This window comes from Haloferax prahovense (genome assembly GCF_000723845.1).
GTDB lineage: Archaea > Halobacteriota > Halobacteria > Halobacteriales > Haloferacaceae > Haloferax > Haloferax prahovense.
The window spans coordinates 658,675-679,575 of the sequence record NZ_LK053000.1 but is presented as its reverse complement, the minus strand read 5'-3'; the positions used below and the strand labels follow the sequence as shown (position 1 = coordinate 679,575).

The following is a 20,901-nucleotide window of genomic DNA, read 5'->3' as shown; positions in this document are numbered from 1 at the left end:
GGACGGTCGGCGGTCGGTTGGTCTGGTTTTTCTTCTTATCTCCCGAAAAAGAAGCGACGCGTCGGTGTGTGTGGCGCGCGCTCAGAACAGCAGCGAGTCGTCGTTGTCTATCATGTAGAGCGTCCGCGCCGCGACGTTGACGGCGTGGTCGCCGATGCGTTCGAGGTCGCGAACCGTAAGCAGGAGGCGGCGCACGTCGACGAGGGCGGTCTCGGGTTCGAGGTCGCCGTCGCCCTCGAAGTCGTCGCCGCTCATGAGGTCGCGGACGATACTCTGCGACGCGTTGTCACACATCGTGTCGAGGCTGTCGTCGCGCTCCGCCACGGACTGACAGAGGTCGGTGTCTTCGGTCTCGTAGGCGTCCATCGCCTGGTCGACCATGTCGAGCGCGGCGTCGCCGATGCGGCGGATGTCGACTTCCGTGTACACGTCGTTTTCGGCGTCGATGGCGTACTGCGCGAGGTTGGTCGCGAGGTCGCCGATGCGTTCGAGGTCGGTGATTATCTTGAACGACGCCGCGATGAATCGCAGGTCGCCCGCGACGGGCTGTTGGAGCGCGAGCAGGTCGATGCAGTCCTGCTCCAAGTCGAGGTAGATGCGGTTGATTTCGTGGTCGCCCTCGATGACCTCCTGGGCCTTCCGCTCGTCTTTGTCTTCGAGCGCGTCGAGGGCGTACCGAACTCGCTCCGAGACGAGTTCGCTGAGATACAACACGTCCTCTTCGAGCTGATTGAGGCGAGATTGGTACGTGTTTCTGGCCATACGTGACGTTCCGGCAGGCGAAGTGAAATTCCTTGTGATGGTTTCGGTGACTGGGCCGCCGATACGTCCCGAACGACCGTGTCCGATACGCGACGCCGAAACGCGGGCGTCGGGTCGGCGATGCGGACCGAGCGTGGCACAAAACGAGCCGCGAACCGTGCGAGCGAGAGCGGGTTATCCGAACTTGCCGGTGATGTAGTCTTCGACGCGCTGACTCTCGGGGTTCTCGAAGATTTTCTGGGTGTCGTTGAACTCGACGAGTTCGCCGCCGGTGAGGAAGACGGCGGTCTTGTCGGAGATACGCGCCGCCTGTTGCATGTTGTGGGTGACGATGACGACCGTGTAGTCCTCGGCGAGTTCCTCGACGAGGTCTTCGATCTGCGAGGTCGCCACGGGGTCGAGCGCTGAGGCGGGCTCGTCCATAAGCAGCACCTCGGGGTCGGTGGCGATGGCGCGGGCGATACAGAGGCGCTGTTGTTGACCGCCCGAGAGATCGAGACCGGACTCGTGGAGGCGGTCTTTCACCTCGTCCCAGAGGGCGGCTCGCTTGAGCGACTCCTCGACGACCTCGTCGTAGTCGGCGTCGATGCCCTGAATCTTCAGGCCGTAGACGACGTTCTCGTAGATGCTCTTCGGGAACGGGTTCGGCTTCTGGAACACCATGCCGACGCGGCGGCGGAGCGCGACGGGGTCGACGTCGTCGTCGTAGACGTTCTTGCCGCGGAGCGTGAGTCCCCCCTCGACGCGGGCGACGTCGATGAGGTCGTTCATGCGGTTGATACAGCGGAGGAACGTGGACTTCCCGCAGCCGGAGGGACCGATCATGGCGGTCACGCTGTTTTCGGGGATGTCCATCGAGATGTCGGTGAGCGCGTGGTCGTCGCCGTACCAAACGTTGATGTTATCCGAGCTGATGACGGTCTCGGCGTCCCGCCCCACCGAACTCTCCGACGCAGAGAGCCCGTCGCTCACGTCGGTTTCGACGAGCATCTCGTCGTTCGTCGGGTCCTCTGTTCCGTTCATGGCTTGCTGTTCTCCCTCGGGTGCTTTGTCTCTTTGGCTCATTGGTGGTGTTCAGTTTTCACTTTCGAACTTGTTGCGCAGGACGATGGCGATGGAGTTCATGGCGAGGAGGACCGCCAGGAGGACGACGACGCCCGCCGGGACTGCCTTCGTGTAGAAGTCCTCGCTGGCGAACAGGCTGGACCACGCGTACACCTGCAGGGGCATGGCGCTCACCTTCGAAGTGAGCTCCGTCGGCAGGCTGAAAAGCACGTTCGGCGCGCCGATCATGATGAGCGGCGCGGTCTCTCCGATGGCCCGGCCGAGCGCGAGGATGGTTCCGGTCAGGATGCCGGGGAACGCCTCCGGGAGGACGACGTTCTTCACCGTCTGCCAGCGCGTCGCGCCCATGCCGTAGGACGCCTGCCGCATGTCGCTGGGAACCGCCCGAATCGCCTCGCGCGAGGAGATGATGACGATGGGCAGGATGAGGAGCGCGAGCGTCGCGCCGCCGATGAGGACCGTCCCCGTCGGCTGGCCGAGGTAGGTGACGAACACGCCGAGTCCGAGCAGGCCGTAGACGACCGAGGGGACGCCGGCGAGGTTCGAGATGTTCACGTCGATGAATCGGGTGAAGGCGTTGTCCGGGGCGTACTCCTCGAGGTACACCGCCGCGCCGACGCCGAGCGGGAACGAGAGGGCGGCGACCGTCGCCATCAGCAGGATGGAGCCGCCGATGGCCGGGTAGAGGCCGGCGTTCTCCGCGGTCCCGCTGTGGGCGCTCGTGAGGAACTGCCAGTCGACCCACGACTGCGGGCCGGCGAAGCCGAGCGCGTCGACCGCGAGCGCGCCGACGAGCGACCCGCCGATGATGACGCCCGCGAGCAGCAGGCCGATTCGCTCCTGTTCGCGGGTGACCGCCGCGCCGCCGGCGTAGGCCAGCGTCGGGACGAACGCGACCGACGTGACGACGGCGGCGGCGTTGGCGTCGACGCCGAGCGTCGGGCCGACGACGGCCGCGAGGGCGGTCAAGACGAGCGCGGACGCGCCCGCCGCGAGGCCCGCGGTAGTGTCCTCTCGGATTCGGGCGATGTACTGTCCGACGACGACCGCGGTCACGCCGCCGAGAACGAGCGTCAGAATCATCCAATCGGTCGGGACGAACGGGAGCTGTCGGACGATTTCGGGGATGCTGTGGAAGTACCCCGGAACGCCGACGAGCGAGAGAATAAACGCGGCACCGGTCGCGGCGACGCGGAGGGTAAACGGAATCTGCTGTTCGTACTTGGTCAGGACGACCGTGAGCGCCGCCGGAACGAGGAGGCCGACGACGTACGACAGGCCGGTCAGCGGCGGGACGATATCGACGAAGACGATGGCGACGCCGCCACTGAACAGCAGGAACACCGCGAGCATCCCGATGACCATCCCGCCGAGCTTGAGCGCCGGGACGTTCCGGCGGGCGAGAGAGCCGGCGACGACCGTCGTGGGGACGACGAGCGTCAGGAAGAAGGTGAGATGCCACCCGAGGTCGGCGGTGAGCGGGCGAATCGCGTCGTTGGCGACGTAGACGAGGAGGATGGCGAGCGTGACGATGCCGAACATCGTCGCGCCCAACAGCAGGTACCGGAAGACGGTTCCGGTGGTTCGGCTGACCTGTCCGAACCCGTCTGCGTAACTCGATTCGGTGTCGGTCGACATCTCAGTATGCCTCCCGGTAGCGTCGCGAGACGTAGTCGCTGATGACGTTCATGATGAGTGTGATGACGAAGAGCACGAGGCCGATGGCGAACAGGCTGCGGTAGGCCAGCCCGCCGCCGGTGATGTCACCGGTGAGAAGCTGGACCATCGCAGCGGTCATGGGCAGCGCGCCTTCGAGGTACGACGCGGGGTTGAGCGGGTTGAGGAACTTCGCCTGCGCGCCCGCGGCGACGGTGACGGCCATCGTCTCGCCGATGGCGCGCGAGAGCGCGAGGATGAAAGAAGAGAAGATACCGGAGAGGGCGGCGGGGACGACGATGCCGGTCGACACGTCGAACTTCGTCGCGCCCATGCCGTAGCCCGCCTGTCGGAGTTCGTCGGGGACGGCGGACATCGCGTCCTCGCTGATGGAGGCGACCATCGGGATGATCATGATGCCGACGACGATGCTCGCAGAGAGCATGTTGAACGTCCCGATGCCGGGGAAGACGACTTCCAGTGCCGGCGTGATGTAGATGAGCGCGAAGAAGCCGTAGACGACGGTCGGGACGCCGGCGAGGATTTCCAGCGCGGGTTTGAGAATCGAGCGCGCCTGTGCGCTCGCGTACTCGCTGAGGTAGATGGCGGTGGCGACGCCGAGCGGGAGCGCGATGACGGCCGACCCGATGGTGACCATCAGGGTCGCCGACACGAGCGCCAGCACGCCGAACTCTTGGCTGTGTATCTGCCAGGTGGTTCCGGTGAGGAAGTCGACGATAGACGCCGTCTCTCCCGCTACTCCCATCAGCGGGGCTGTCAGCGTGAAGAACTTGGCCGCCTCCGTGATGAGGAGCCCGACGATACTGAGGGTCGTCACGACGGACAACGCCGCGCACAGGAAGAAGAACGACCGCGTCAGTAGCTCACGCGGGGAGTTCTCCGTGTTCCGCGTGAGGTCGGTTTCGAGGTCATCTGTGCTCATTGGTTGGATTGAATCGTGGTGTATGAAAAAGCGCTTCGTTAGCTGATTCTGTCGGGGAAGCGGCTAGTTGGCTTCCTCGATGGCCGCGTTGAGCGTGTCGAGCATCTCCTGTTGCTCGTCTTCGCCGAGCGGGACGTAGCCGACCTCGTTGGCGACGATTTCGCGGCTGGTGGAGTTCTCCATCCAGTAGCGGGCGAACTCGGCGACGTGGTTCTCCGCGAGCGACTCGCGGGCGAGATAGGTAAACAGCGGGCGGGAAAGCGGGTTGTATTCGCCGGACAGCGCCGTGTCGAGCGACGGCTCGACGAACTCGCCGGCGTCGTTCTCGATGGGGACGGCCTGCACGGCGTCGGTGCTCTCGCTGTAGTACGCGAAGCCCATGTAGCCGATGGCGTACTCGGAGCCCTGGACGCCCTGGATGATGGTGCGGTCCTGCTCGGTCGCGGAGTAGTCCTGTCGGTGGCCCGGTCCTTCCTCGCCGATGATGGCCTCGATGAAGTAGTCGTACGTGCCGGAGGCGTCGGTGGGGCCGTAAATCTGAATCTCCTCGTCGGGCCACTCGGAGTTCACGTCGGACCACGTCGTCGGGGTCGACTCGGCCGAGAAGATGGTCCGGAGCTGTTCGACGGTGAGTCCGTCGCCGAGGAAGTCGTTGTCGTTGTTGACGATGACCGTCAGCGCGTCGGTGGCGACTTTGAGTTCGACGGGGGTCACGTCGTTGCTCTCACACTGGTCTTGCTCTTCGCCCTTGATGGGGCGCGAGGCGTTGTTGAAGTCGGTCTGACCCGTACAGAAGTAGTTCGCGAAACCGCCACCGGAACCGGTGGACTGGAGGTTGATGTTGACCTCGGAGTGCTCGGTCTGGAAGCGCTCGCTCATCGCGGTCGCGAGCGGGAACACCGTCGAGGAGCCGGCGATATCGATGGTTCCCGAGAGCTCGTTGCTCCCGTCACCCGACGAGTCCTCACCCTCAGAGTCGCCGCCGGAGCCACCGCCGTCGGTGTTGTTCTCCGTACACCCGGCGAGTCCAGCGAGACCGGCCGCGCCCGAGGCAATCAGGAACTTACGCCGCGAAAGACCGCTGTCCGAGTTACGCGTCATCGATTTTGACGAGCCGATTTTGGCGTAAATACCCTGCTATGACAACTATATAGTGATACGTTCCGGTATGTCCACAACGATTGATAACGTGTGACAAGAACGGGGCGTAATCGACGAAAGCAGCCGATTGTTCCATTCGTAGCCGTCTCGTGCGCGAACTTTCGCCGACGTGTCAGAAAACGCGGGGACACGGGCCGACGGGAGCGGCGTAAAAACAACTACTGAGGGAGCGGTGTTTCGAGCTCGAATCGGCACGGGTCACGTTCGGTAGCGCTCATCACATAAAATGCGCCATCGATATATAGAGATAGACAGTTTTATTGTGTATTGAGAACCACCCACGGACATGGTCGAAACCCGAAAGGTGCAGGTGACGGGCGGTTCCACCTATACCGTCTCGATTCCCAAAGATTGGGCGACGGACAACGGCGTCTCGGCGGGGAGCGAAGTCGAGTTCTACCCGGAGGGGGACTCGCTGTTCTTGACCCCTCGCTCGGAGGAAGAACGCACCGAGGGCACCCTCGACATCGCGACCCTCGAAGGAGACGAACTCACCCGCGCCGTCATGACGATGTACGTAAGCGGGTTCGACATCATCGCGCTGGAGAGTTCGCGCATCACGACCGACCAACGCCGGACCATCCGCGAGGCGACCCAGAGCCTCGTCGGCCTCGAAGTGCTCGAAGAGACGCGCGACCGGGTCGTCATCCGCGACCTGCTCGACTCCTCCGAGCTCTCCATCCACAACGCGGTCACTCGGATGCGGCTCATCTCGCTTTCGATGCTCGAAGACGCCATCGCGGCCATCGCCGAGCAGGACGACGACATGGCCCGCGACGTCATCCAGCGCGACGACGACGTCGACCGCCTCTGGATGGTCGTCTCCCGAATCTTCCGGGCGACGCTCCGGACTCCGAAGGCCGCAGAAGAACTCGGCCTGCCCCGCGAAATCTGCTTCGACTACCAGTCCGCCGCCCGGCAACTGGAGCGCATCGGCGACCACGCGACCAAAATCGCCCACCTCTCATTGAACTTCGAAGAGCCCGTCGACGGCGAAATCGTCGAGGCGATTCAGGAACTGTTCGAGGAGGCGAAGGCCGTCGTCAACGGCGGTATGGACGCGCTGTTCGCCGAGGAGAGCGACGAGGCGAGCCGCCTCGCCAACGAGTCCCGCGAGGCCGTCCAGGCCATCGACGCGAGCGCCCGCGGCATCGACGAACTCCTCCGCGGCCTCGACCCGGCCCGCGCGCAACTGCTCGGCCTCATCGTCGACTCCGTCTCCCGGAGCGCCGACTACGGTGGTAACATCGCCGAGACGGCGCTTCAGAAGGCCGCGCCGACGCCCTGACCGGCCACGAGCGGCCAGCCGCGACGCCGCTTTTATCGCTCACTTCTTGTTCCGGATTCGACTTCGACCGAACCACGCCCGCGAGCGACGGCCGCGGGGCTCACGGGGTAAAACAGTCGAGCCGCGCCGAAACGACGACGCGGGGAGAGAGACTTACTCTTCGTCGACGACGACGGCGTTGACCTGCCCGTCCTGACCGGGGCGGGAGGTGACGCGGGCGCGGCCGGCGCTCGTGTCGATGATGGAGCCCTTCGTGATGATGTTCCGGCGGGCGTAGTTGACGTTCGACGGGTTGTCGAAGACGCCTTCGATGTCGGCCTGCGTCACGTCGGAGCCGTCGGCGACCTGCGCGACGTTCGTCGAGAGGGCGCGGACCTTCTCGTTGTTACCGCGGGAGTCGATGATCTGGAACCGGGGCTCGCCGACCGTCGTGGCGGCGGGTTCGCGGCCCAGCTGGTAGCGCTTCTTGTTTCGGGACGGCTTGCGCCGACCGCCGGTCCGCTTCCGCTTGGAGCGTCCTTGGTCCTTCATACGGGGTAAAAACCTCGGTGACTACTTGAATCGCTCGAATCGGTGCTCGGCGGAGACGGGTGACACCACGTCTCTCGGGCGCGATGGCAACGCAAACCGTTTAGTTCGCCCGCGCCCGCCGTCGAACCGATGAGTCTCGACGTCACCGTCGCCGTCCCCTTCCGGCAACACGGCTCGACCCGCCTCGGCGAGGGCGAGTTCGTCGTCGCCCTGTCGCTCGACCGCGACTGGTTCTCCCCGGACCAGGCGAAGCGCCTCATCGACCTCGCCGCGGGCCGCGGCCTCGTCGAGCGCAACGACGGCGAGGTCGTCGCGACGTTCGACCCCGCCGAGGTACGGATACCCGAGGAGTTTGAACCCGACGCCTCCGTCCTCCGCGAGCAGTCGGCGTTCGAGCAGATTCTCGACGCCTGCGTCGCCGCCGGCATCGAAAAACAGGCCGCCGTCGCCGGCATCAACGAGCGACAGTCCCGCCTCGGCGTCACCGCCGAGGCCGCCGCGGTCCTCTTCGCACGCGCAAACGAGGTGAACGTGGACGACGCGGCCGAGAAAGCAAAGCGGTCGCTGGCCGAGTAGCGTCCTCCCGTCTTTTCGCTTCGCCCCTCCGCCCGCCAGCGAAGCGACACCCCGAAACCGTCCGGGCGCGAACGGCCGGCATGGTCGTCGATTCGCTCTCCGACGGGACACGCATCGCCCAACTGCTCGCCTCGGAGGTAACGGGCCACGAAGACGCCTTTTCCGTTCTCTCCGTCGTCGACGCCGACCCCGACGTGGAACCGACCGACGACGGCGCGCTCGCCTACGCGGTCGCCGCCGGCGACGAGCGCGTCGCCGAGGTGTACGTCCAGCCCGACCGCGCCCGCGTCGAGTTCCTCGCCCACCCCGACGTGACCGCCGAGGCCGCCTCCGAGGAGGGGCTTCGCGTCCGCCCGAAGGCGGTCCGCCCGCCGCGGACGCTCGTGTTCGTCGAGGACGGCGCGCAGGTGAAGTGGACGCTCCCGGCGTTCCGCGCGCTGGTCGCGGCGCTCGAAGCCGAGGGCCGAGACCAATAAAACCCGCCCGCCGCGCGACCGACTCAGAGGTCCGCGACGAGTTCCGGAAGCGCCGTCGGCAGGTCGTCGTGGTGGATGTGTGCGACCGCCCGCGGGTCGGGGTCGTCACAGCCTTCCCCGAGCACCTGCACCGGGAGCAGCCCTGCGTCGTGCGCGCCGGCGATGTCGTGGTGGACGCTGTCGCCGACGTAGACGGTCTCTTCGGGCTCGGTCCCGAGCTCGTCGAGCAGGGCATCGAACGCCCGCCGGTCCGGCTTTCCGGCGGGGAGCGCGCCCGTCACGAGCGCCGTGTCGAAGTGGTCGCGCCAACCGAGTTTGTCGATTTTCGCCTCTTGGGCCACGACCGGCCCGTTGGTGAGGAGGCCGACGCGGTAGGTCGTCCGCAGGCCGGCGAGCATCGCCTCGACGCCCTCGACGGGGACGACCGCGTCGGTGATTCGCTCTCTGTACGCCGTTGCGACGTGCTCCGGGTCGACGGTGGAGTCGTGCTCGTCGAGGAGGGTCTCGAAGATGGGCGCGCGGGTCTCGCGCGTGAGGTTCTCTTGGTGTGCCCGGAGATACGCCTCTCGGGTCAACGGGGGCGCGCCCGCCGCCGCCGCCGCCTCCGAGAGAATCGTCTCGCGGTCCCGCGTCGGAACCGCGAGTGTGTAGTCGAGGTCGAACCCGACCGCGCTGACAGACATTCTCGGCGAAGCGTTGGCAACGGAGCGATATGAGCGTGCCGGGACCTGTCGAGGGGGCGACCCGTCGCGCGTCGGCTCGCCGCGGGCCAGTCCGGACGACGCCTCACCGGCGACGACAACCACTATACCCGTCGGCGACGACGCCGAGATATGACCCTCGACCCCGTCCACGTGGACGACATCGCGTCCATGGCGAGTTCCATCGCGGACTCGGTCGACGACGCCGACTACGACGACCTCGCGCGGACGGTCTGGGAATCGTGGCTCGACCCCCTCGAATCGCCCGATGGGGGACTTCCCATCGTCGAACCGCTCGGGGAACAGCGCCTCCACGCCGCCGCCATCGACGACGTCGCGCTCACGGAGTCGCCGTTTCCGACCGTCCACGGCCTCGACTCGGGGACCATCAACCCGACGACGTTCAAAAACGGGCTCGTCCTCGACGTGGCCCACGCCGCGATGGCCGCCGAGCCGTCGGACCTCGACCTCCACCGACACCGCTCTATCGTCATGGCGGCGCACACCCACGACCCGGTCCAGTTTTTCGACACCGACGAGTGGCTCCGGTCCGACGAGGGCTACGGCCGCCGGCGCGTGCTGAGCGTCCCGCGGGTCAACCGCTACGCCGAGGGCGTCGTCCACGCGCTCGCGCTCTACCTCGCCGAGAGCGCCCACGCGCTCGAACACGCCGACGCCGTCTCCGACCTGCTCATCCTCGACGGACCGGTGTACCCGAAGGAACTCCTGAACTGGCGCGACCGCGACGCCGAACTGAAGGACCTCGCGCGCGACGCGAAGCCGAAGGCCGTCGTCGAGAACTACATCCGACTCGTCGAGCGCTTCGTCGAGCGGGACGTGCCCCTCGCCGGCTTCGTGAAGAATCCCGGCGCGAAACACGTCGTCCGCACGGTCAGAAAACAGCTCGACGGGAACGACGCCGGCAGGCGGCCGTGGGTCGACGACGCCGCCTTCTTCGTCAACCTGCTCGAACGCCGGGAGGGCCCCGACGGCGACGAGCGCCGCACCGAGGAGCTCACGTTCACGAGTTGGTTCGTCTCGCGCGGCGGCTCGGACCGCCAACTGAGCGCCGAGGGCGAGGCGTTCGGCATCGAGCGAACGCTCGACCCCGAGGCGTACACGGTGACGTTCTTCGTGCTGTACGACCCCCGAACCGACGTGTGCTACCGGGTCGAAGCGCCCTACGCGTTCACGAAGGACTCCGAGCGCCGCGCCGACCTGATGCACCACGTCGTCCGCGACGTGGCCGCCACGCGCGGGCCGCCGCTGGCGGTCGAGAAGGCCGACGAACTCGCGCGGGTGAGCGTCGGCGAGAAGGCCGCGCTCAGACGAAAGCTCTCGGAGAAACTCGACTCTGACCAGATGAAGAGCTACGACAATATCCGCTGGGTCGACGCCGACGAGTAAGAGTAGCGCGACCGAGGAGCGCGCCTCGGCGGTCGACCGCCCTCAGAGCGACGCGTCGCCCTCGGGAGAGCCTTCGTCGGCGGAGCGGTCCGCCGCGTCCGGCTGTTCGTCCTCCGGCGTCCCTTCCTCTTCGGGCCTGACGACCTCGACTCGTACGTCGTCGGCGGAGACGCCGACCCGCGCGAACTGCGTCTTGACGTGTTCTTTCGCGGCCGACAGCGCCTGCTCGCGGGTGTCGAAGCCGCGGGGGAGCGGCGTGTCGAAGGCGACCCGAATCGTCCGGCCGTCGATTTTGGTCTCCGACCCGCCGCTTTCGACCTCGTAGAACTCGTCGCAGACCCAGACGTAGGGCGCGTCCTCGTCCGGCGCGCCGCGGTAGGTCGGCGCTTGCTCCCCCCGTTCGAATATCGTACCGGTGAGTGCCGTGCCGCCGCCGTGACCGCGGACCAATAACATAGCCGGGCTAGGTGCGCGACACGGAAAAGTCGTACGCGACGCCCGAGAGCGCGTCATCCGGGACCGTTCGACAGGGGAACCGCGCGCCGTCGCCGACGCGTGGCTTTTTACTCGCCGCCCGCAAGCGTTGGAACATGACCGATTTGGGGGACTTCAGCGACTTCGCCGGCGACGACCCCGACGACTCGTCCGACGCGGACCGAGACAGGCCGGCCGCTGACGCCGCCGGAAACGGGCGCTCGGAGCGTTCCGAGACCGCCGCGGGAGCCGAAACTGCGGCCGCCGCGAGCGCCGCCGGCGGTGATGGCGTCGAACCCGACTCCGGCGAGCGCGACGACGCCGGCTCGACTGACATGGGCGGCGTGACCGACGAGGCCGACGACCTGCAGTTCGACGACTACGACGCCGACCCCGTCGGCGACGAGCGGGGCGTCGGCGCGATTGCGGTCTCGCAGGGCCTGCGCGTGTCGGAGGACCCCGAGCGGACGGCGCTCCGGGCGTTCGTGACCGCGGGGAACCGCGAGCGCGTCCGCCTCGGGAAGTACCTCGTCGTCCCCTATCCCGACGACGAACTGCTGTTCTGTCGCATCGTCGGCTTGGAGTACGCCCAGGAGTTCCAGGCCGACGACGCGACCGAGATTCACGCCCGCCGGGCGATGCGCCGCCCCGCCGACGAGTTCGAGGAGCGCGATTTCAAGTTCATGGCCGAACTCGAACCCATCGCCGTCCTCTTTTCGGACCGCGGCGACCTCAAACGGCGGATGGTCGACCGCGTACCGAAACCGCAGGCGACGGTCGGCGAGGCCACCGACGCGACCCAAATTAAGACCGGCCTGAAGATTCCCGAGGAGGGCGTCTTCCTCGGCCACCTCTCCGTCGGCGGCGAGAAGGTCCGAACCGCGGCCCGACCGCCGACCATCGACTACCGCCTGAACGACGACTACACCGACGGCGACCCGCTCGTGTTCCGCCACACGCTGGTCGCCGGCGGCACCGGGTCGGGGAAGACCCACGCCTCGAAGAACATCCTGCGGCAGTACCTCTCGGCTGAACGGAGCTACGAGATGGACGACGGCCGTCAGGTCCAGACCGCGGTCGTCCAGTTCGACCCGCAGGACGAGTACGCCCAGATGCACGACGACAACCCAGACATGGACGACGAGACGGCCCGGCGCTACGAGCGCGAGGGCGTCGCCCACGGCGGCCACGACGACACCCTCGCGCTCGTCCCCAAGATGGCCGGGTCGTCGTACCCCGGCGCGAACCACCGCGCCGAGCAGTTGGAGTTCACCATCCCCTTCTCGATGGCGCGGGACCTCCCGTGGCTCGTCGCCGGCAGCAGCCTCAACGACAACCAGTACCCGGCGCTCACCGAACTCCTGAACCGCTTCTTCCGGAACTACGGCGATTCGGGGACGTACAAGCAGTTCCTCCAGTTCCTCGACGACCCGGCGCTGAAAGAGGAACTCCACGAGTCGGGGCGAGTCCACGAGGCCACCTTCGACGCGGTGAAACGCCGGGTCCGCGGCGTGCCGAGCGGGGTCTTCGACCAGGACGCCCGGCCCATAACCGAACTCGACCACGAACTCGTCCGGCCCGGCGGGCTGACGGTCGTGCCGACCTACCACCTCTCGTCGAGTCGGGCGAAAGAGCTGTTCGTCCTCGCGGTGTCGGCGCTCCTCATCGACGACAAACTCTCGAACGACCCCGCGAGCGACCGCATCAAGGAGACGCCGGTCGTCCTCGGGATGGACGAGGCGCACAACTTCCTCACCGACGCCGACACCGTACAGGCGCGGAAGGTCATCCAGAAGTTCACCGAGGCGGCCAAGCAGGGCCGAAAGGAGCGACTCGGCCTGTTCCTCATCACGCAGGACCCACAGGACATCGCCGACCCGGTGTTCAAGCAGGTGAACACGAAGGTCGTGCTCAACCTCGGCGACGAGGACGCCATCAAGAGCGTCAACATCCCGCCGAACCTCGAAGACAAGGTGCCGTACATGGAGAAAGGGCAGATGGTCGTCTACTCGCCCGATAACTCCGAGCCCGTCGAGCTGACGGGGCTTTCGACCTGCGTGACGCGACACGGCGACTGAGAACCCGGAACGCGCCGCGCCGCCCGTCGCAGGCGACCGGGTCGCGGCTGTCCCGGCCCGCGCCCGCCGGGCGGATTTTTAGCCCGCGACCGAGTAGGCCGCGACATGGCCGAACACGTGCTCGTTCCGACCGACGGGTCGCCGCAGTCAGTCGCCGCGGTCCGTTTCGCCGCCACGGAGTGGCCCGACGCGGAACTCACGCTTTTGAATGTCATCAACCCCGCCGACGCCGACTATCGTGAGCGGGCACTCAGCGGCTCCGAAGAGTGGTTTCAAGCGGAGAAACGAAAGTCGAGAGAGACGTTCGCCGAGGTGAAAGCCGAGGTGGGGCTCGTCGACACCGACAGGTCGGTCACCGACCGCATCGAGGTCGGCAGCCCGCAGAAAGTCATCGTCGAGGTGCTGGACGGCGACGACGCCGGCTACGACCACGTCGTGATGGGGAGCCACGGCCGAACCGGCGTCTCGCGCATCCTGCTCGGAAGCGTCGCCGAGGAGGTCCTCCGGCGGTCGCCGGTGCCGGTGACTATCGTCAGGTGAGTCGCGGCGAGCGGACGGCACCACAGAACCGTGTCTCCGACCTCGCGGTGACACGGGCGTCACCCAGTAGCGTGCTGATACGAGTACTGCGAGCACACCGGAATCGGCCGGTTCGACCGGATTGCAACGCCCTATTTTGGTGCCGCCCTTGGCGGGCATCAATGGAATTCACAGAGGTCGTAACGACTCGCCGTTCAGTCCACGAGTACGCCGACGAGTCGCTCGACGACGAGACTCTCCGGACGATATTCGAAAACGCCGTACAGGCCCCGTCGAGCTACAACCTCCAACCGTGGGAGTTCGTCGTACTGCGCGAAGACGAGACACAGCAGACGCTCCGCGAGGCGGCGTACGACCAAGAACACGTCACCGGTGCCGCCGCGTCGGTCATCGTGCTCGGTAACAAGGACCCCGAGGCCCACGCCGAGACCGTCACCGACGACATGCTGGAGAAGGGCTACCTGCCGAGCGAGGAGGTCCGCGACGGTATCCTCGAAAACATCGCCGACATGGCGGACCTCCCCGAACAGGAGCGCCGCGTCTGGACCGTCCGCTCGACGTCGCTGGTCGCCATGTCGCTCATGTACGCCGCGTGGGACGAGGGCGTGGCCACCTGCCCCATCGGCGGGTTCGACGCTGACGCCGTCCTCGACGCGTTCGACATCGACGGCGAGCGGTACGAGCCCGTGATGCTTCTCACGATGGGCATCCCCGTCGACGACGCCGACGAGCTGCGGGCGGAACGCAAGTACCGCCGCCCAGTCGACGAGGTCGTCCACTTCGAGCGCTTCGAGTCCGAACAGTCCGCCGAACCGGCGCCCGCCGACGACTGAGGCGGCTGCAACAGGGGGGGTCGCGCTTAGCCCTCTCACGGGAACCCGTACGGTCGTGCACAGAACCTCCGTGAGCCGAGAGGCGAAACGCAGGCTCAGAAAATATTCGCCTGCTGGTAGACGCTGATACCCTCGTTCGTGAGTTCGTAGGGCTTGGTCTCGCGGGAGTGGTTGGCATCGCGTATCTTCTGAATCTCGATTGCGAGCCGCGTCTCGCGGAAGTCGTCGTTTCGGACGTACTGGAGAACGAACACGGCGTCAGAGAGGTACTCGACGATACCGTGTCTGGAGACGTAGGGGTTGGACTGGTCCGCCTCCGAGGTGAGCATCGTCGTCACGCCCGCGTCCTTCAGCGACCGCGTGAAGTTGAACACCTCGCTGCGGCGCTTCGAGGGGTGGTCGTACATCATCTCCAAAAGCGAGACGGAGTCGAGGACGAGCCGGTCGGCACCGAACTCCTCGACCAGCCGCGGGAGGTCGTTTCGGATGCTCGACAGGCTGTTCGCCATCTCCACGGGGTCGAGGTCCACGACGGCCAGTCGGCCCTCGGCCTCGTGTTTCGAGAACTCCCACCCCTTCTCGTCGGCGGTGTCGAGGATGCGCTCGCGACTCTCTTCGAGCGTGATGTAGACGCCGCTGTCGCCGTCTTCGAGCGCCTTCCGGAGGAACTGCAGGCCGAACGTCGTCTTGCCGGTCCCGGCGCTCCCGATAGTGACCATGAGCGACCGCTCCGGGACGCCGCCGAGAATCATGTCGTCGAGGCCTTCGATGCCGATGTCGATGCGGTCGATGTCGGAATCGAGTTCCTCGTCGTCGAACGCCGGCGGCTCCGACTCCCCCGGATCCGGGCCGAATCCGAACTCGTCGTCGGACTGCGCGCCGCCGAGGCCGCCGCCCGCGTCGGGCATCGGCGCGTTCTCGAACGCCGTGGCGAAGTCGGTCGAAAACGGGTCGTCATCGCCGTCGAAGCGGTCGTCGTCACCGTCGAAGGGGGCGCGGTCATCGAACGACAGAGGCTCTCCGACGCCGCCGGCCCCGCTCTCGGGGCTGTCTTCCGACGGCTCGTACGCGGGGTCCGCGACCGCATCGCTCTCGGGAGACCCGTCGGTCTCACCGTCGTCGCGCTGCTCGCGTTCGTCCGGGTCCGCGTCGTCTGCGTCGGTCTCACCGTCGGCGCCCTCGCGGAGTGCCCGCTCGAACCAGTCGTCGTCACTCACGGGAGCCACCACCGAACGACAGCGCGGCCGGCGTCCGTGCCTGCCATCACCTCAAGGTAGGCAGGCGTCGTGATGAACGTTTCCCGTGCGCGGAGCTACCGCGCGGCGTCGAGCGGAGACGGGGCCGGGCGACGTGACGGTGGGCTTTTGCCGGGGGACGCCAAACCGCGGGGCATGAAGGTCGGCATCGTCGCACAGAAGGGCAACAGCCGGGCCGCGTACCTCGCGGCGGACGCGAGCGAGGCGCTCGCCGAGGTCGACGCCGAGGCGGTCGTCGACGCGGCGACCGCCGAGGAGTTGGGCGTCGAGGGCGCCCCCGTCGAGTCGCTCGACGACTGCGACCTCGTGGTGAGCATCGGCGGCGACGGAACGTTTCTCTACGCCGCCCGCGGTGCCGACGGCGTCCCCATCCTCGGCGTCAACCTCGGCGAGGTCGGCTTCCTGAACGCGGTCTCGCCCGACGACGCCATCGACGAGGTGTTGGCCGAGGTCGCCGCGTTCCGCGAGGGGAGCCAGTCGATTCGGGAGGTCCCCCGAATCGTCGCCAGCGGTGACGGCTGGGAGATGGACCCGTCGATGAACGAGGTCGTCGTCCACGGCCCGCGCCGGGGGCACGGCGGCGGCGCGGACTTGGAAGTCCGCGTGAACGGCTCCGTGTACTCCGGCGGCCACGCCGACGGCGTGCTCGTCACGACGCCCGCGGGGAGCTCCGCCTACAACCTCAGCGAGGGCGGCCCGCTCGTCCACCCCGGCGTCGAGGGGCTCGTCGTCACCGAGATGGCGGCCGACGAGGGGATGCCGCCACTCGTCGTCCCGCTGGACGCGGCCGTGACCGTCAGCGTCACCGACGCGGCGTCGGCGGTCGTCGTCGGCGACGGGCGGACCCGGCGAACGGTGTCGCCGCCGACGGAGATACGTATCGAGCGGTCCGACTCGCCGGTTCGACTCGCCGGTCCGACCTCCGACTTCTTCGAAGCGCTCGGAAAACTCGACTGAGCGCGCCGCCGCGGTCGGCTACTCTGCGAGTTCTCGTTCGCCCTCGTCGCCCGACGCCTCGGCGCGGGGGAGCGGCGTCCAGTCGATGTCGACCACGTTATCCGGCCGGCCGCGGAGCCCTGGCCGGGAGACGACCTCGAACGTCCGGTTTTCGGTCTCGCGGGTGAAAAGCGAGTGCGCGAGGACGTTCGCCACGTCCGCGCGCGGGACGCTCCCGCAGACCGAGTCGCCGCCCTCGCCGACGACCACGTCGGCGGTCGCGGGGGCGTCGGTGAGCGCGCCGGGCCTGATAATCGTGTGGTCGAGCGGCGCGTCTCGAAGCCGCGTCTCGCTTCGTTCCTTCGCCGAGAGGACGCCCGACGCGGTGAGAATCGCGCGGAGCGACAGCGGGAGTCCGCCCTTCGAGTCGCCGACACCGATAGAAGACACGAGAACGAACCGCTGCGCGCCGGAGGCGGTCGCGGCGTCCACGAGGTTCTCGACGCCCGCGCCGTCGACGAGGTCGCCGCGGATTGCGTCGAGTCCCGCCGAGACGCCGACCGCGGAGACGACGGCGTCGGCGTCGAGGACCGCCCGCCGGGCGTCGTCGGGGGCGAGGAGGTCGCCGACGACGACCTCGTCCGCGCCGCGCGCTCGGAGGTCGGATTCGGCGTCGGCGTCGCGGGTCAGCGCCCTGACGACGAGGGGAGTGTCCGCCAACGCGTCGAGGACGTGTCGGCCCGTCCGACCCGTCGCACCGGCGAGGAGGACGCGACCGCGATTGCGTGCCATACCCGCGCATGGGTGCGGGGCTCAATAACCTTCGGGAACGCGTCAAAAGTCCGGGGTGGCGGCGGTCGCCGGCCCGAGGAGAGAAGAACCGAGTCGGTGGGAAATCGAGGAATCGAGTCGGGGGGTTCGCGCGCCGACCGGTCGTTTACTGACCCCAGTTGGCGACGACGCGCGGGCGCTCGCCGACCGGGAGCACGTCGATGTCCTCGTCGGCCGCGCCGCGCGCTTCGAGGGCCGCCTTCGCGGAGGCGTACGTCGAGAAGTAGCTGACCTCCTCTTCGACGCAGTCGATGAGCGTCTCGCGGTCGCGGGAGACGACGAAGTCGAAGTTGTCTTCGCGGAGCATCGTGAGGAAGTCGTCGACGTCCTCGGGCGTGAGCACCTCGTAGTACTCGCCGAAGGCGTCGAGCAGTTCCTGTCCGGCCTCGCTGTCGGCGTCGGGGAACTCGGGGTCCGCGAGGTCGACGTAGACGGTTCCGTCGGCCGGAATCGGGTCGTTAGCGGCCGACTGGGCCTTCTCGTAGGCCTTCCCGAACGAGGTCGCGGTTCCCATGACCTCACCCGTGGACTTCATCTCCGGGCCGAGACGCGGGTCCGAACCCGGCAGGCGGTCGAACGGGAGGACGACCTCCTTGACCGACACCTGCTCGGGAATCTGCTCGCTCACGTCGAGGTCGGCGAGCGAGTTGCCGGCCATGACCTTCGCCGCGAGCTTGGCGATTGGGACGCCCGTGGCCTTCGAGACGAACGGGACGGTGCGCGAGGACCGCGGGTTGGCTTCGAGGACGTACACGTCGTTCGAGCCCTCCTCGTTCTGCTTGACCGCGAGCTGGACGTTCATCAGGCCGACCGTGTCGAGGGCGCTGGCGATGTCCTCCGTAACCTCGCGGACGCGGGCCATCGTCTCGTCGTCGAGCGAGCGCGGCGGAATCATACAGGCGGAGTCGCCGGAGTGGACGCCGGCGGCCTCGACGTGCTCCATCACGCCGCCGATGAGGACGTTCTCGCCGTCGGAGACGGCGTCGACGTCGAGTTCGACGCCGTCGGCGAGGAACTCGTCGATGAGGATGGGCTTGTCGGGGGAGACGCGAACGGCCTCCTCGATGTACTCCTTGAGCTCCGCGTCGGAGTGGACGATTTCCATCGCGCGGCCGCCGAGGACGTACGACGGGCGAACGAGCACGGGGTAGCCGAGGTCGTTGGCGAGGTCGAGCGCCTCTTCCTCGCTGGTCGCGGAGCCGCCTTCGGGCTGGAGGATACCGAGGTCGTCCATCAGGCGGTTGAAGCGGTCGCGGTCCTCGGCGAGGTCCATCGCGTCGATGGTCGTACCGAGAATCTCGCAGTCGACGCCGCGGCGGTCGAGTTCGGATTCGAGCGGGTGGCCGATGTTGACCGAGGTCTGCCCGCCGAACTGGAGCATGACGCCGTCGGCGTCGATGGCCTCGATGACGTCGGCGACCTCTTCGGCCGTGATGGGCTCGAAGAAGAGGCCGTCGGAGGTGTCGTAGTCGGTCGACACCGTCTCGGGGTTGTTGTTGACGACGTGCGCGTCGATGCCCATGTCGCGGAGCGCCTGCACCGCGTGGACCGAACAGTAGTCGAACTCGACGCCCTGTCCGATGCGGATGGGACCGCCGCCGACGACGACGACGCTCTCCATGTCGCGGTCGACGCGGAGTTCGTTACCGGCCGAGTCGCCCTCGAAGGGCCCGCGGAAGAACTCGGGCTTGCGCGCGGAGTAGTAGTACGGCGTCTGCGCGGCGAACTCGCCGGCGCAGGTGTCGACCTGCTTGTAGGTGCGGCCGGGGACGTCCTGTTCGACCTCGCCGACGCTCGTACCGGTCGCCGCGGCGATGCTGGCGTTGGTGTGGCCGGCGGAGGCGGCGGCGGCGAAGTCGCCCTCGGAGGCGGCTTCGACCGCCTCGACGACGCGGCCGAAGCGCTCGACGTACCACTCGTGGATGTCGGTCAGTTCGACCACGTCCTCCGTGGTGTAGCCGCGCTCGAACGCCTCGAAGATGGCGTACGGGCGGTCGGGGGTCGGCGTTTCGAGGTACTCGGCTTCGAGTTCCTCGTCGGAGACCTCGTCCCAGTCGGCGGCGGGGTCGTACTCGGACGAACGGAGCGCTTTCAGAAGCGACTCCTCGAAGGTGCGTCCGATGGACATCGCCTCGCCGGTGGACTTCATGGCCGTCGAGAGCTCGAAGTCCACGTCGGTGAACTTGTCCTTGGGCCACCGCGGAACCTTCGTGACCACGTAGTCGATTGCGGGCTCGAAGGCGGCGGTGGTCTCGCCGGTGATTTCGTTCGTAATCTCGTGGAGGCGCTTGCCGAGGGCGACCTTCGCGGTGACGCGGGCGATGGGGTAGCCGGTCGCCTTCGAGGCGAGCGCGGAGGAGCGCGAGACGCGCGGGTTCACCTCGACGACGCGGTACTCGCCGCCGGGGGTGCCGTCGTCGTGCCACGCGAACTGGATGTTACAGCCGCCCTGAATGCCGAGTTCGCGGATGACTCCGAGCGCGGCGTCGCGCATCTCCTGGTGGCCCTCGTCGGGGATGACCTGCGAGGGCGTGACGACGGTGGACTCGCCGGTGTGAATCCCCATCGGGTCGATGTTCTCCATGTTGCAGATGATGATACACGAGTCGTCGGCGTCGCGCATCACCTCGTATTCGAGTTCGACCCACCCGGAGATGGACTCCGTGATGAGCACCTCGCTGTTGCGCGAGAGGCGAAGTCCCTTGCGGACGCGGGAGACGAGTTCGTCCATCTCGTGGACGACGCCGGAGCCGGAGCCGCCGAGCGTGTACGTCGTCCGCGAGATGACCGGCAGGCCGCCGACGGCGTCGACGGAGGCTTCGACGCGCTCTTCGAGGGCCTCCTCGGTGATGTTCTCGACCGCCTCGTCTTCCTCCAGCGAGATGGTCGTCGACTTCGGGACGGGCTGACCGATTTTCTCCATGCGCTGGCGGAAGAGGTCGCGGTCCTCCGTCGCGTAGATGGTGTCGAGCGGCGTGCCCATGATGTCCACGTCGAACTCCTCGAGGACGCCTTCCTCTGCGAGTTCGGCCGTGACGTTGAGTCCGGTCTGACCGCCCAGTCCGGCGATGACGCCGTCGGGGCGCTCGCGTTCGATAATCTCGGAGATGGCCTCGGTCGTGATGGGTTCGATGTAGACCTTGTCGGCCATCTCGGGGTCGGTCATGATGGTCGCGGGGTTCGAGTTGACGAGGACAACTCGCGCGCCTTCCTCTCGGAGCGCGCGGCAGGCCTGCGCGCCGGAGTAGTCGAATTCCGCCGCCTGTCCAATCTGGATTGGGCCGCTTCCGATGAGCAAAATCGTCCGGTCCTCTGTACCTTGCTGAGGTCCGGCCGAGGTGTCCTCGTCAGTCATCGTCGGAATCCAATCCGCACATCGTAATAAGT

The 20,901-nt window shown here is 67.2% G+C and carries 19 protein-coding genes; 8 read left to right on the top strand and 11 right to left on the bottom strand.

Going from position 1 to position 20,901, the window contains the following annotated elements:
- Positions 1-81 precede the first annotated feature (81 nt).
- From phoU to BN984_RS03175, 5 genes are all read right to left on the bottom strand, one after another.
- Positions 82-762, bottom strand: coding sequence for a phosphate signaling complex protein PhoU (gene phoU, locus BN984_RS03195; protein ID WP_008095611.1), 681 nt, complete (start codon positions 760-762; stop codon positions 82-84).
- Positions 763-936: 174 nt separating this feature from the next.
- A complete protein-coding gene (gene pstB / locus BN984_RS03190) occupies positions 937-1,785 on the bottom strand; it encodes a phosphate ABC transporter ATP-binding protein PstB (RefSeq protein ID WP_004975356.1) in 849 nt (282 codons plus the stop codon).
- A gap of 51 nt (positions 1,786-1,836) precedes the next feature.
- The gene (pstA, locus tag BN984_RS03185; RefSeq protein ID WP_049967651.1) at positions 1,837-3,465 is read right to left on the bottom strand and encodes a phosphate ABC transporter permease PstA; all 1,629 of its coding nucleotides are present in this window, start codon (positions 3,463-3,465) and stop codon (positions 1,837-1,839) included.
- Between the two features lies 1 nt (position 3,466).
- Positions 3,467-4,426, bottom strand: coding sequence for a phosphate ABC transporter permease subunit PstC (gene pstC / locus BN984_RS03180; protein WP_008095634.1), 960 nt, complete (start codon positions 4,424-4,426; stop codon positions 3,467-3,469).
- Between the two features lie 63 nt (positions 4,427-4,489).
- Positions 4,490-5,527: a PstS family phosphate ABC transporter substrate-binding protein gene (locus tag BN984_RS03175; protein WP_049967650.1), complete on the bottom strand. Its 1,038-nt coding sequence runs from the start codon at positions 5,525-5,527 to the stop codon at positions 4,490-4,492.
- 346 nt (positions 5,528-5,873) lie between these two features.
- Between BN984_RS03175 and BN984_RS03170 the strand changes: the two genes are divergently transcribed.
- Positions 5,874-6,875, top strand: a complete 1,002-nt coding sequence (locus tag BN984_RS03170; RefSeq protein ID WP_049967649.1) for a phosphate uptake regulator PhoU — start codon at positions 5,874-5,876, stop codon at positions 6,873-6,875.
- A gap of 153 nt (positions 6,876-7,028) precedes the next feature.
- Here BN984_RS03170 and BN984_RS03165 read toward each other — a convergent pair whose 3' ends face one another.
- A complete protein-coding gene (locus BN984_RS03165; protein ID WP_008095639.1) occupies positions 7,029-7,406 on the bottom strand; it encodes a 30S ribosomal protein S8e in 378 nt (125 codons plus the stop codon).
- 129 nt (positions 7,407-7,535) lie between these two features.
- Between BN984_RS03165 and BN984_RS03160 the strand changes: the two genes are divergently transcribed.
- Positions 7,536-7,982: a DUF2240 family protein gene (locus BN984_RS03160; RefSeq protein ID WP_049967648.1), complete on the top strand. Its 447-nt coding sequence runs from the start codon at positions 7,536-7,538 to the stop codon at positions 7,980-7,982.
- An 80-nt stretch (positions 7,983-8,062) separates the two neighbouring features.
- Positions 8,063-8,458 carry a hypothetical protein gene (locus tag BN984_RS03155; RefSeq protein WP_008095642.1) on the top strand — a complete coding sequence of 132 codons (396 nt, stop codon included), beginning with the start codon at positions 8,063-8,065 and terminating at the stop codon, positions 8,456-8,458.
- A 23-nt stretch (positions 8,459-8,481) separates the two neighbouring features.
- Here BN984_RS03155 and BN984_RS03150 read toward each other — a convergent pair whose 3' ends face one another.
- Complete coding sequence (locus tag BN984_RS03150; RefSeq protein ID WP_004975368.1) at positions 8,482-9,141, bottom strand: HAD family hydrolase; 660 nt, start codon at positions 9,139-9,141, stop codon at positions 8,482-8,484.
- Positions 9,142-9,291: 150 nt separating this feature from the next.
- On the opposite strand from BN984_RS03150, the gene BN984_RS03145 reads away from it, so the two are divergent.
- Positions 9,292-10,566, top strand: coding sequence for a DNA double-strand break repair nuclease NurA (locus BN984_RS03145; protein ID WP_008095643.1), 1,275 nt, complete (start codon positions 9,292-9,294; stop codon positions 10,564-10,566).
- Positions 10,567-10,608: 42 nt separating this feature from the next.
- Here the strand turns inward: BN984_RS03145 and BN984_RS03140 are convergent, their stop codons facing one another.
- On the bottom strand, positions 10,609-11,022 hold the full coding sequence (locus tag BN984_RS03140; RefSeq protein WP_049967647.1) for a DUF7113 family protein: 414 nt from the start codon (positions 11,020-11,022) through the stop codon (positions 10,609-10,611).
- 134 nt (positions 11,023-11,156) lie between these two features.
- On the opposite strand from BN984_RS03140, the gene BN984_RS03135 reads away from it, so the two are divergent.
- The 3 genes from BN984_RS03135 to BN984_RS03125 all read left to right on the top strand — a co-directional run bounded on the left by BN984_RS03135 (position 11,157) and on the right by BN984_RS03125 (position 14,491).
- Complete coding sequence (locus BN984_RS03135) at positions 11,157-13,118, top strand: ATP-binding protein (protein WP_049967646.1); 1,962 nt, start codon at positions 11,157-11,159, stop codon at positions 13,116-13,118.
- 105 nt (positions 13,119-13,223) lie between these two features.
- The gene (locus tag BN984_RS03130; protein WP_008095648.1) at positions 13,224-13,658 is read left to right on the top strand and encodes a universal stress protein; all 435 of its coding nucleotides are present in this window, start codon (positions 13,224-13,226) and stop codon (positions 13,656-13,658) included.
- A 161-nt stretch (positions 13,659-13,819) separates the two neighbouring features.
- On the top strand, positions 13,820-14,491 hold the full coding sequence (locus tag BN984_RS03125) for a nitroreductase family protein (protein WP_008095651.1): 672 nt from the start codon (positions 13,820-13,822) through the stop codon (positions 14,489-14,491).
- Between the two features lie 95 nt (positions 14,492-14,586).
- On the opposite strand, the gene BN984_RS03120 is transcribed toward BN984_RS03125, so the two are convergent.
- Positions 14,587-15,708 carry a KaiC domain-containing protein gene (locus tag BN984_RS03120; RefSeq protein WP_008095653.1) on the bottom strand — a complete coding sequence of 374 codons (1,122 nt, stop codon included), beginning with the start codon at positions 15,706-15,708 and terminating at the stop codon, positions 14,587-14,589.
- Positions 15,709-15,882: 174 nt separating this feature from the next.
- Between BN984_RS03120 and BN984_RS03115 the strand changes: the two genes are divergently transcribed.
- A complete protein-coding gene (locus BN984_RS03115) occupies positions 15,883-16,704 on the top strand; it encodes an NAD(+)/NADH kinase (protein WP_008095656.1) in 822 nt (273 codons plus the stop codon).
- A gap of 18 nt (positions 16,705-16,722) precedes the next feature.
- Here BN984_RS03115 and BN984_RS03110 read toward each other — a convergent pair whose 3' ends face one another.
- The gene (locus tag BN984_RS03110) at positions 16,723-17,475 is read right to left on the bottom strand and encodes an SDR family oxidoreductase (RefSeq protein WP_049967645.1); all 753 of its coding nucleotides are present in this window, start codon (positions 17,473-17,475) and stop codon (positions 16,723-16,725) included.
- 145 nt (positions 17,476-17,620) lie between these two features.
- Positions 17,621-20,869, bottom strand: coding sequence for a carbamoyl-phosphate synthase large subunit (carB, locus tag BN984_RS03105; RefSeq protein ID WP_049967644.1), 3,249 nt, complete (start codon positions 20,867-20,869; stop codon positions 17,621-17,623).
- Positions 20,870-20,901 lie beyond the last annotated feature (32 nt).

Coding starts and splice junctions, on each gene's coding strand:
- pstA (WP_049967651.1), bottom strand. CDS start 3,465: ATGTCGACCGACACCGAATCGAGTTACGCAGACGGGTTCGGACAGGTC.
- BN984_RS03145 (WP_008095643.1), top strand. CDS start 9,292: ATGACCCTCGACCCCGTCCACGTGGACGACATCGCGTCCATGGCGAGT.
- BN984_RS03140 (WP_049967647.1), bottom strand. CDS start 11,022: ATGTTATTGGTCCGCGGTCACGGCGGCGGCACGGCACTCACCGGTACG.
- carB (WP_049967644.1), bottom strand. CDS start 20,869: ATGACTGACGAGGACACCTCGGCCGGACCTCAGCAAGGTACAGAGGAC.
- pstC (WP_008095634.1), bottom strand. CDS start 4,426: ATGAGCACAGATGACCTCGAAACCGACCTCACGCGGAACACGGAGAAC.
- BN984_RS03165 (WP_008095639.1), bottom strand. CDS start 7,406: ATGAAGGACCAAGGACGCTCCAAGCGGAAGCGGACCGGCGGTCGGCGC.
- phoU (WP_008095611.1), bottom strand. CDS start 762: ATGGCCAGAAACACGTACCAATCTCGCCTCAATCAGCTCGAAGAGGAC.
- BN984_RS03160 (WP_049967648.1), top strand. CDS start 7,536: ATGAGTCTCGACGTCACCGTCGCCGTCCCCTTCCGGCAACACGGCTCG.
- BN984_RS03130 (WP_008095648.1), top strand. CDS start 13,224: ATGGCCGAACACGTGCTCGTTCCGACCGACGGGTCGCCGCAGTCAGTC.
- BN984_RS03110 (WP_049967645.1), bottom strand. CDS start 17,475: ATGGCACGCAATCGCGGTCGCGTCCTCCTCGCCGGTGCGACGGGTCGG.
- BN984_RS03125 (WP_008095651.1), top strand. CDS start 13,820: ATGGAATTCACAGAGGTCGTAACGACTCGCCGTTCAGTCCACGAGTAC.
- BN984_RS03115 (WP_008095656.1), top strand. CDS start 15,883: ATGAAGGTCGGCATCGTCGCACAGAAGGGCAACAGCCGGGCCGCGTAC.
- BN984_RS03170 (WP_049967649.1), top strand. CDS start 5,874: ATGGTCGAAACCCGAAAGGTGCAGGTGACGGGCGGTTCCACCTATACC.
- BN984_RS03155 (WP_008095642.1), top strand. CDS start 8,063: ATGGTCGTCGATTCGCTCTCCGACGGGACACGCATCGCCCAACTGCTC.
- pstB (WP_004975356.1), bottom strand. CDS start 1,785: ATGAACGGAACAGAGGACCCGACGAACGACGAGATGCTCGTCGAAACC.
- BN984_RS03175 (WP_049967650.1), bottom strand. CDS start 5,527: ATGACGCGTAACTCGGACAGCGGTCTTTCGCGGCGTAAGTTCCTGATT.
- BN984_RS03150 (WP_004975368.1), bottom strand. CDS start 9,141: ATGTCTGTCAGCGCGGTCGGGTTCGACCTCGACTACACACTCGCGGTT.
- BN984_RS03135 (WP_049967646.1), top strand. CDS start 11,157: ATGACCGATTTGGGGGACTTCAGCGACTTCGCCGGCGACGACCCCGAC.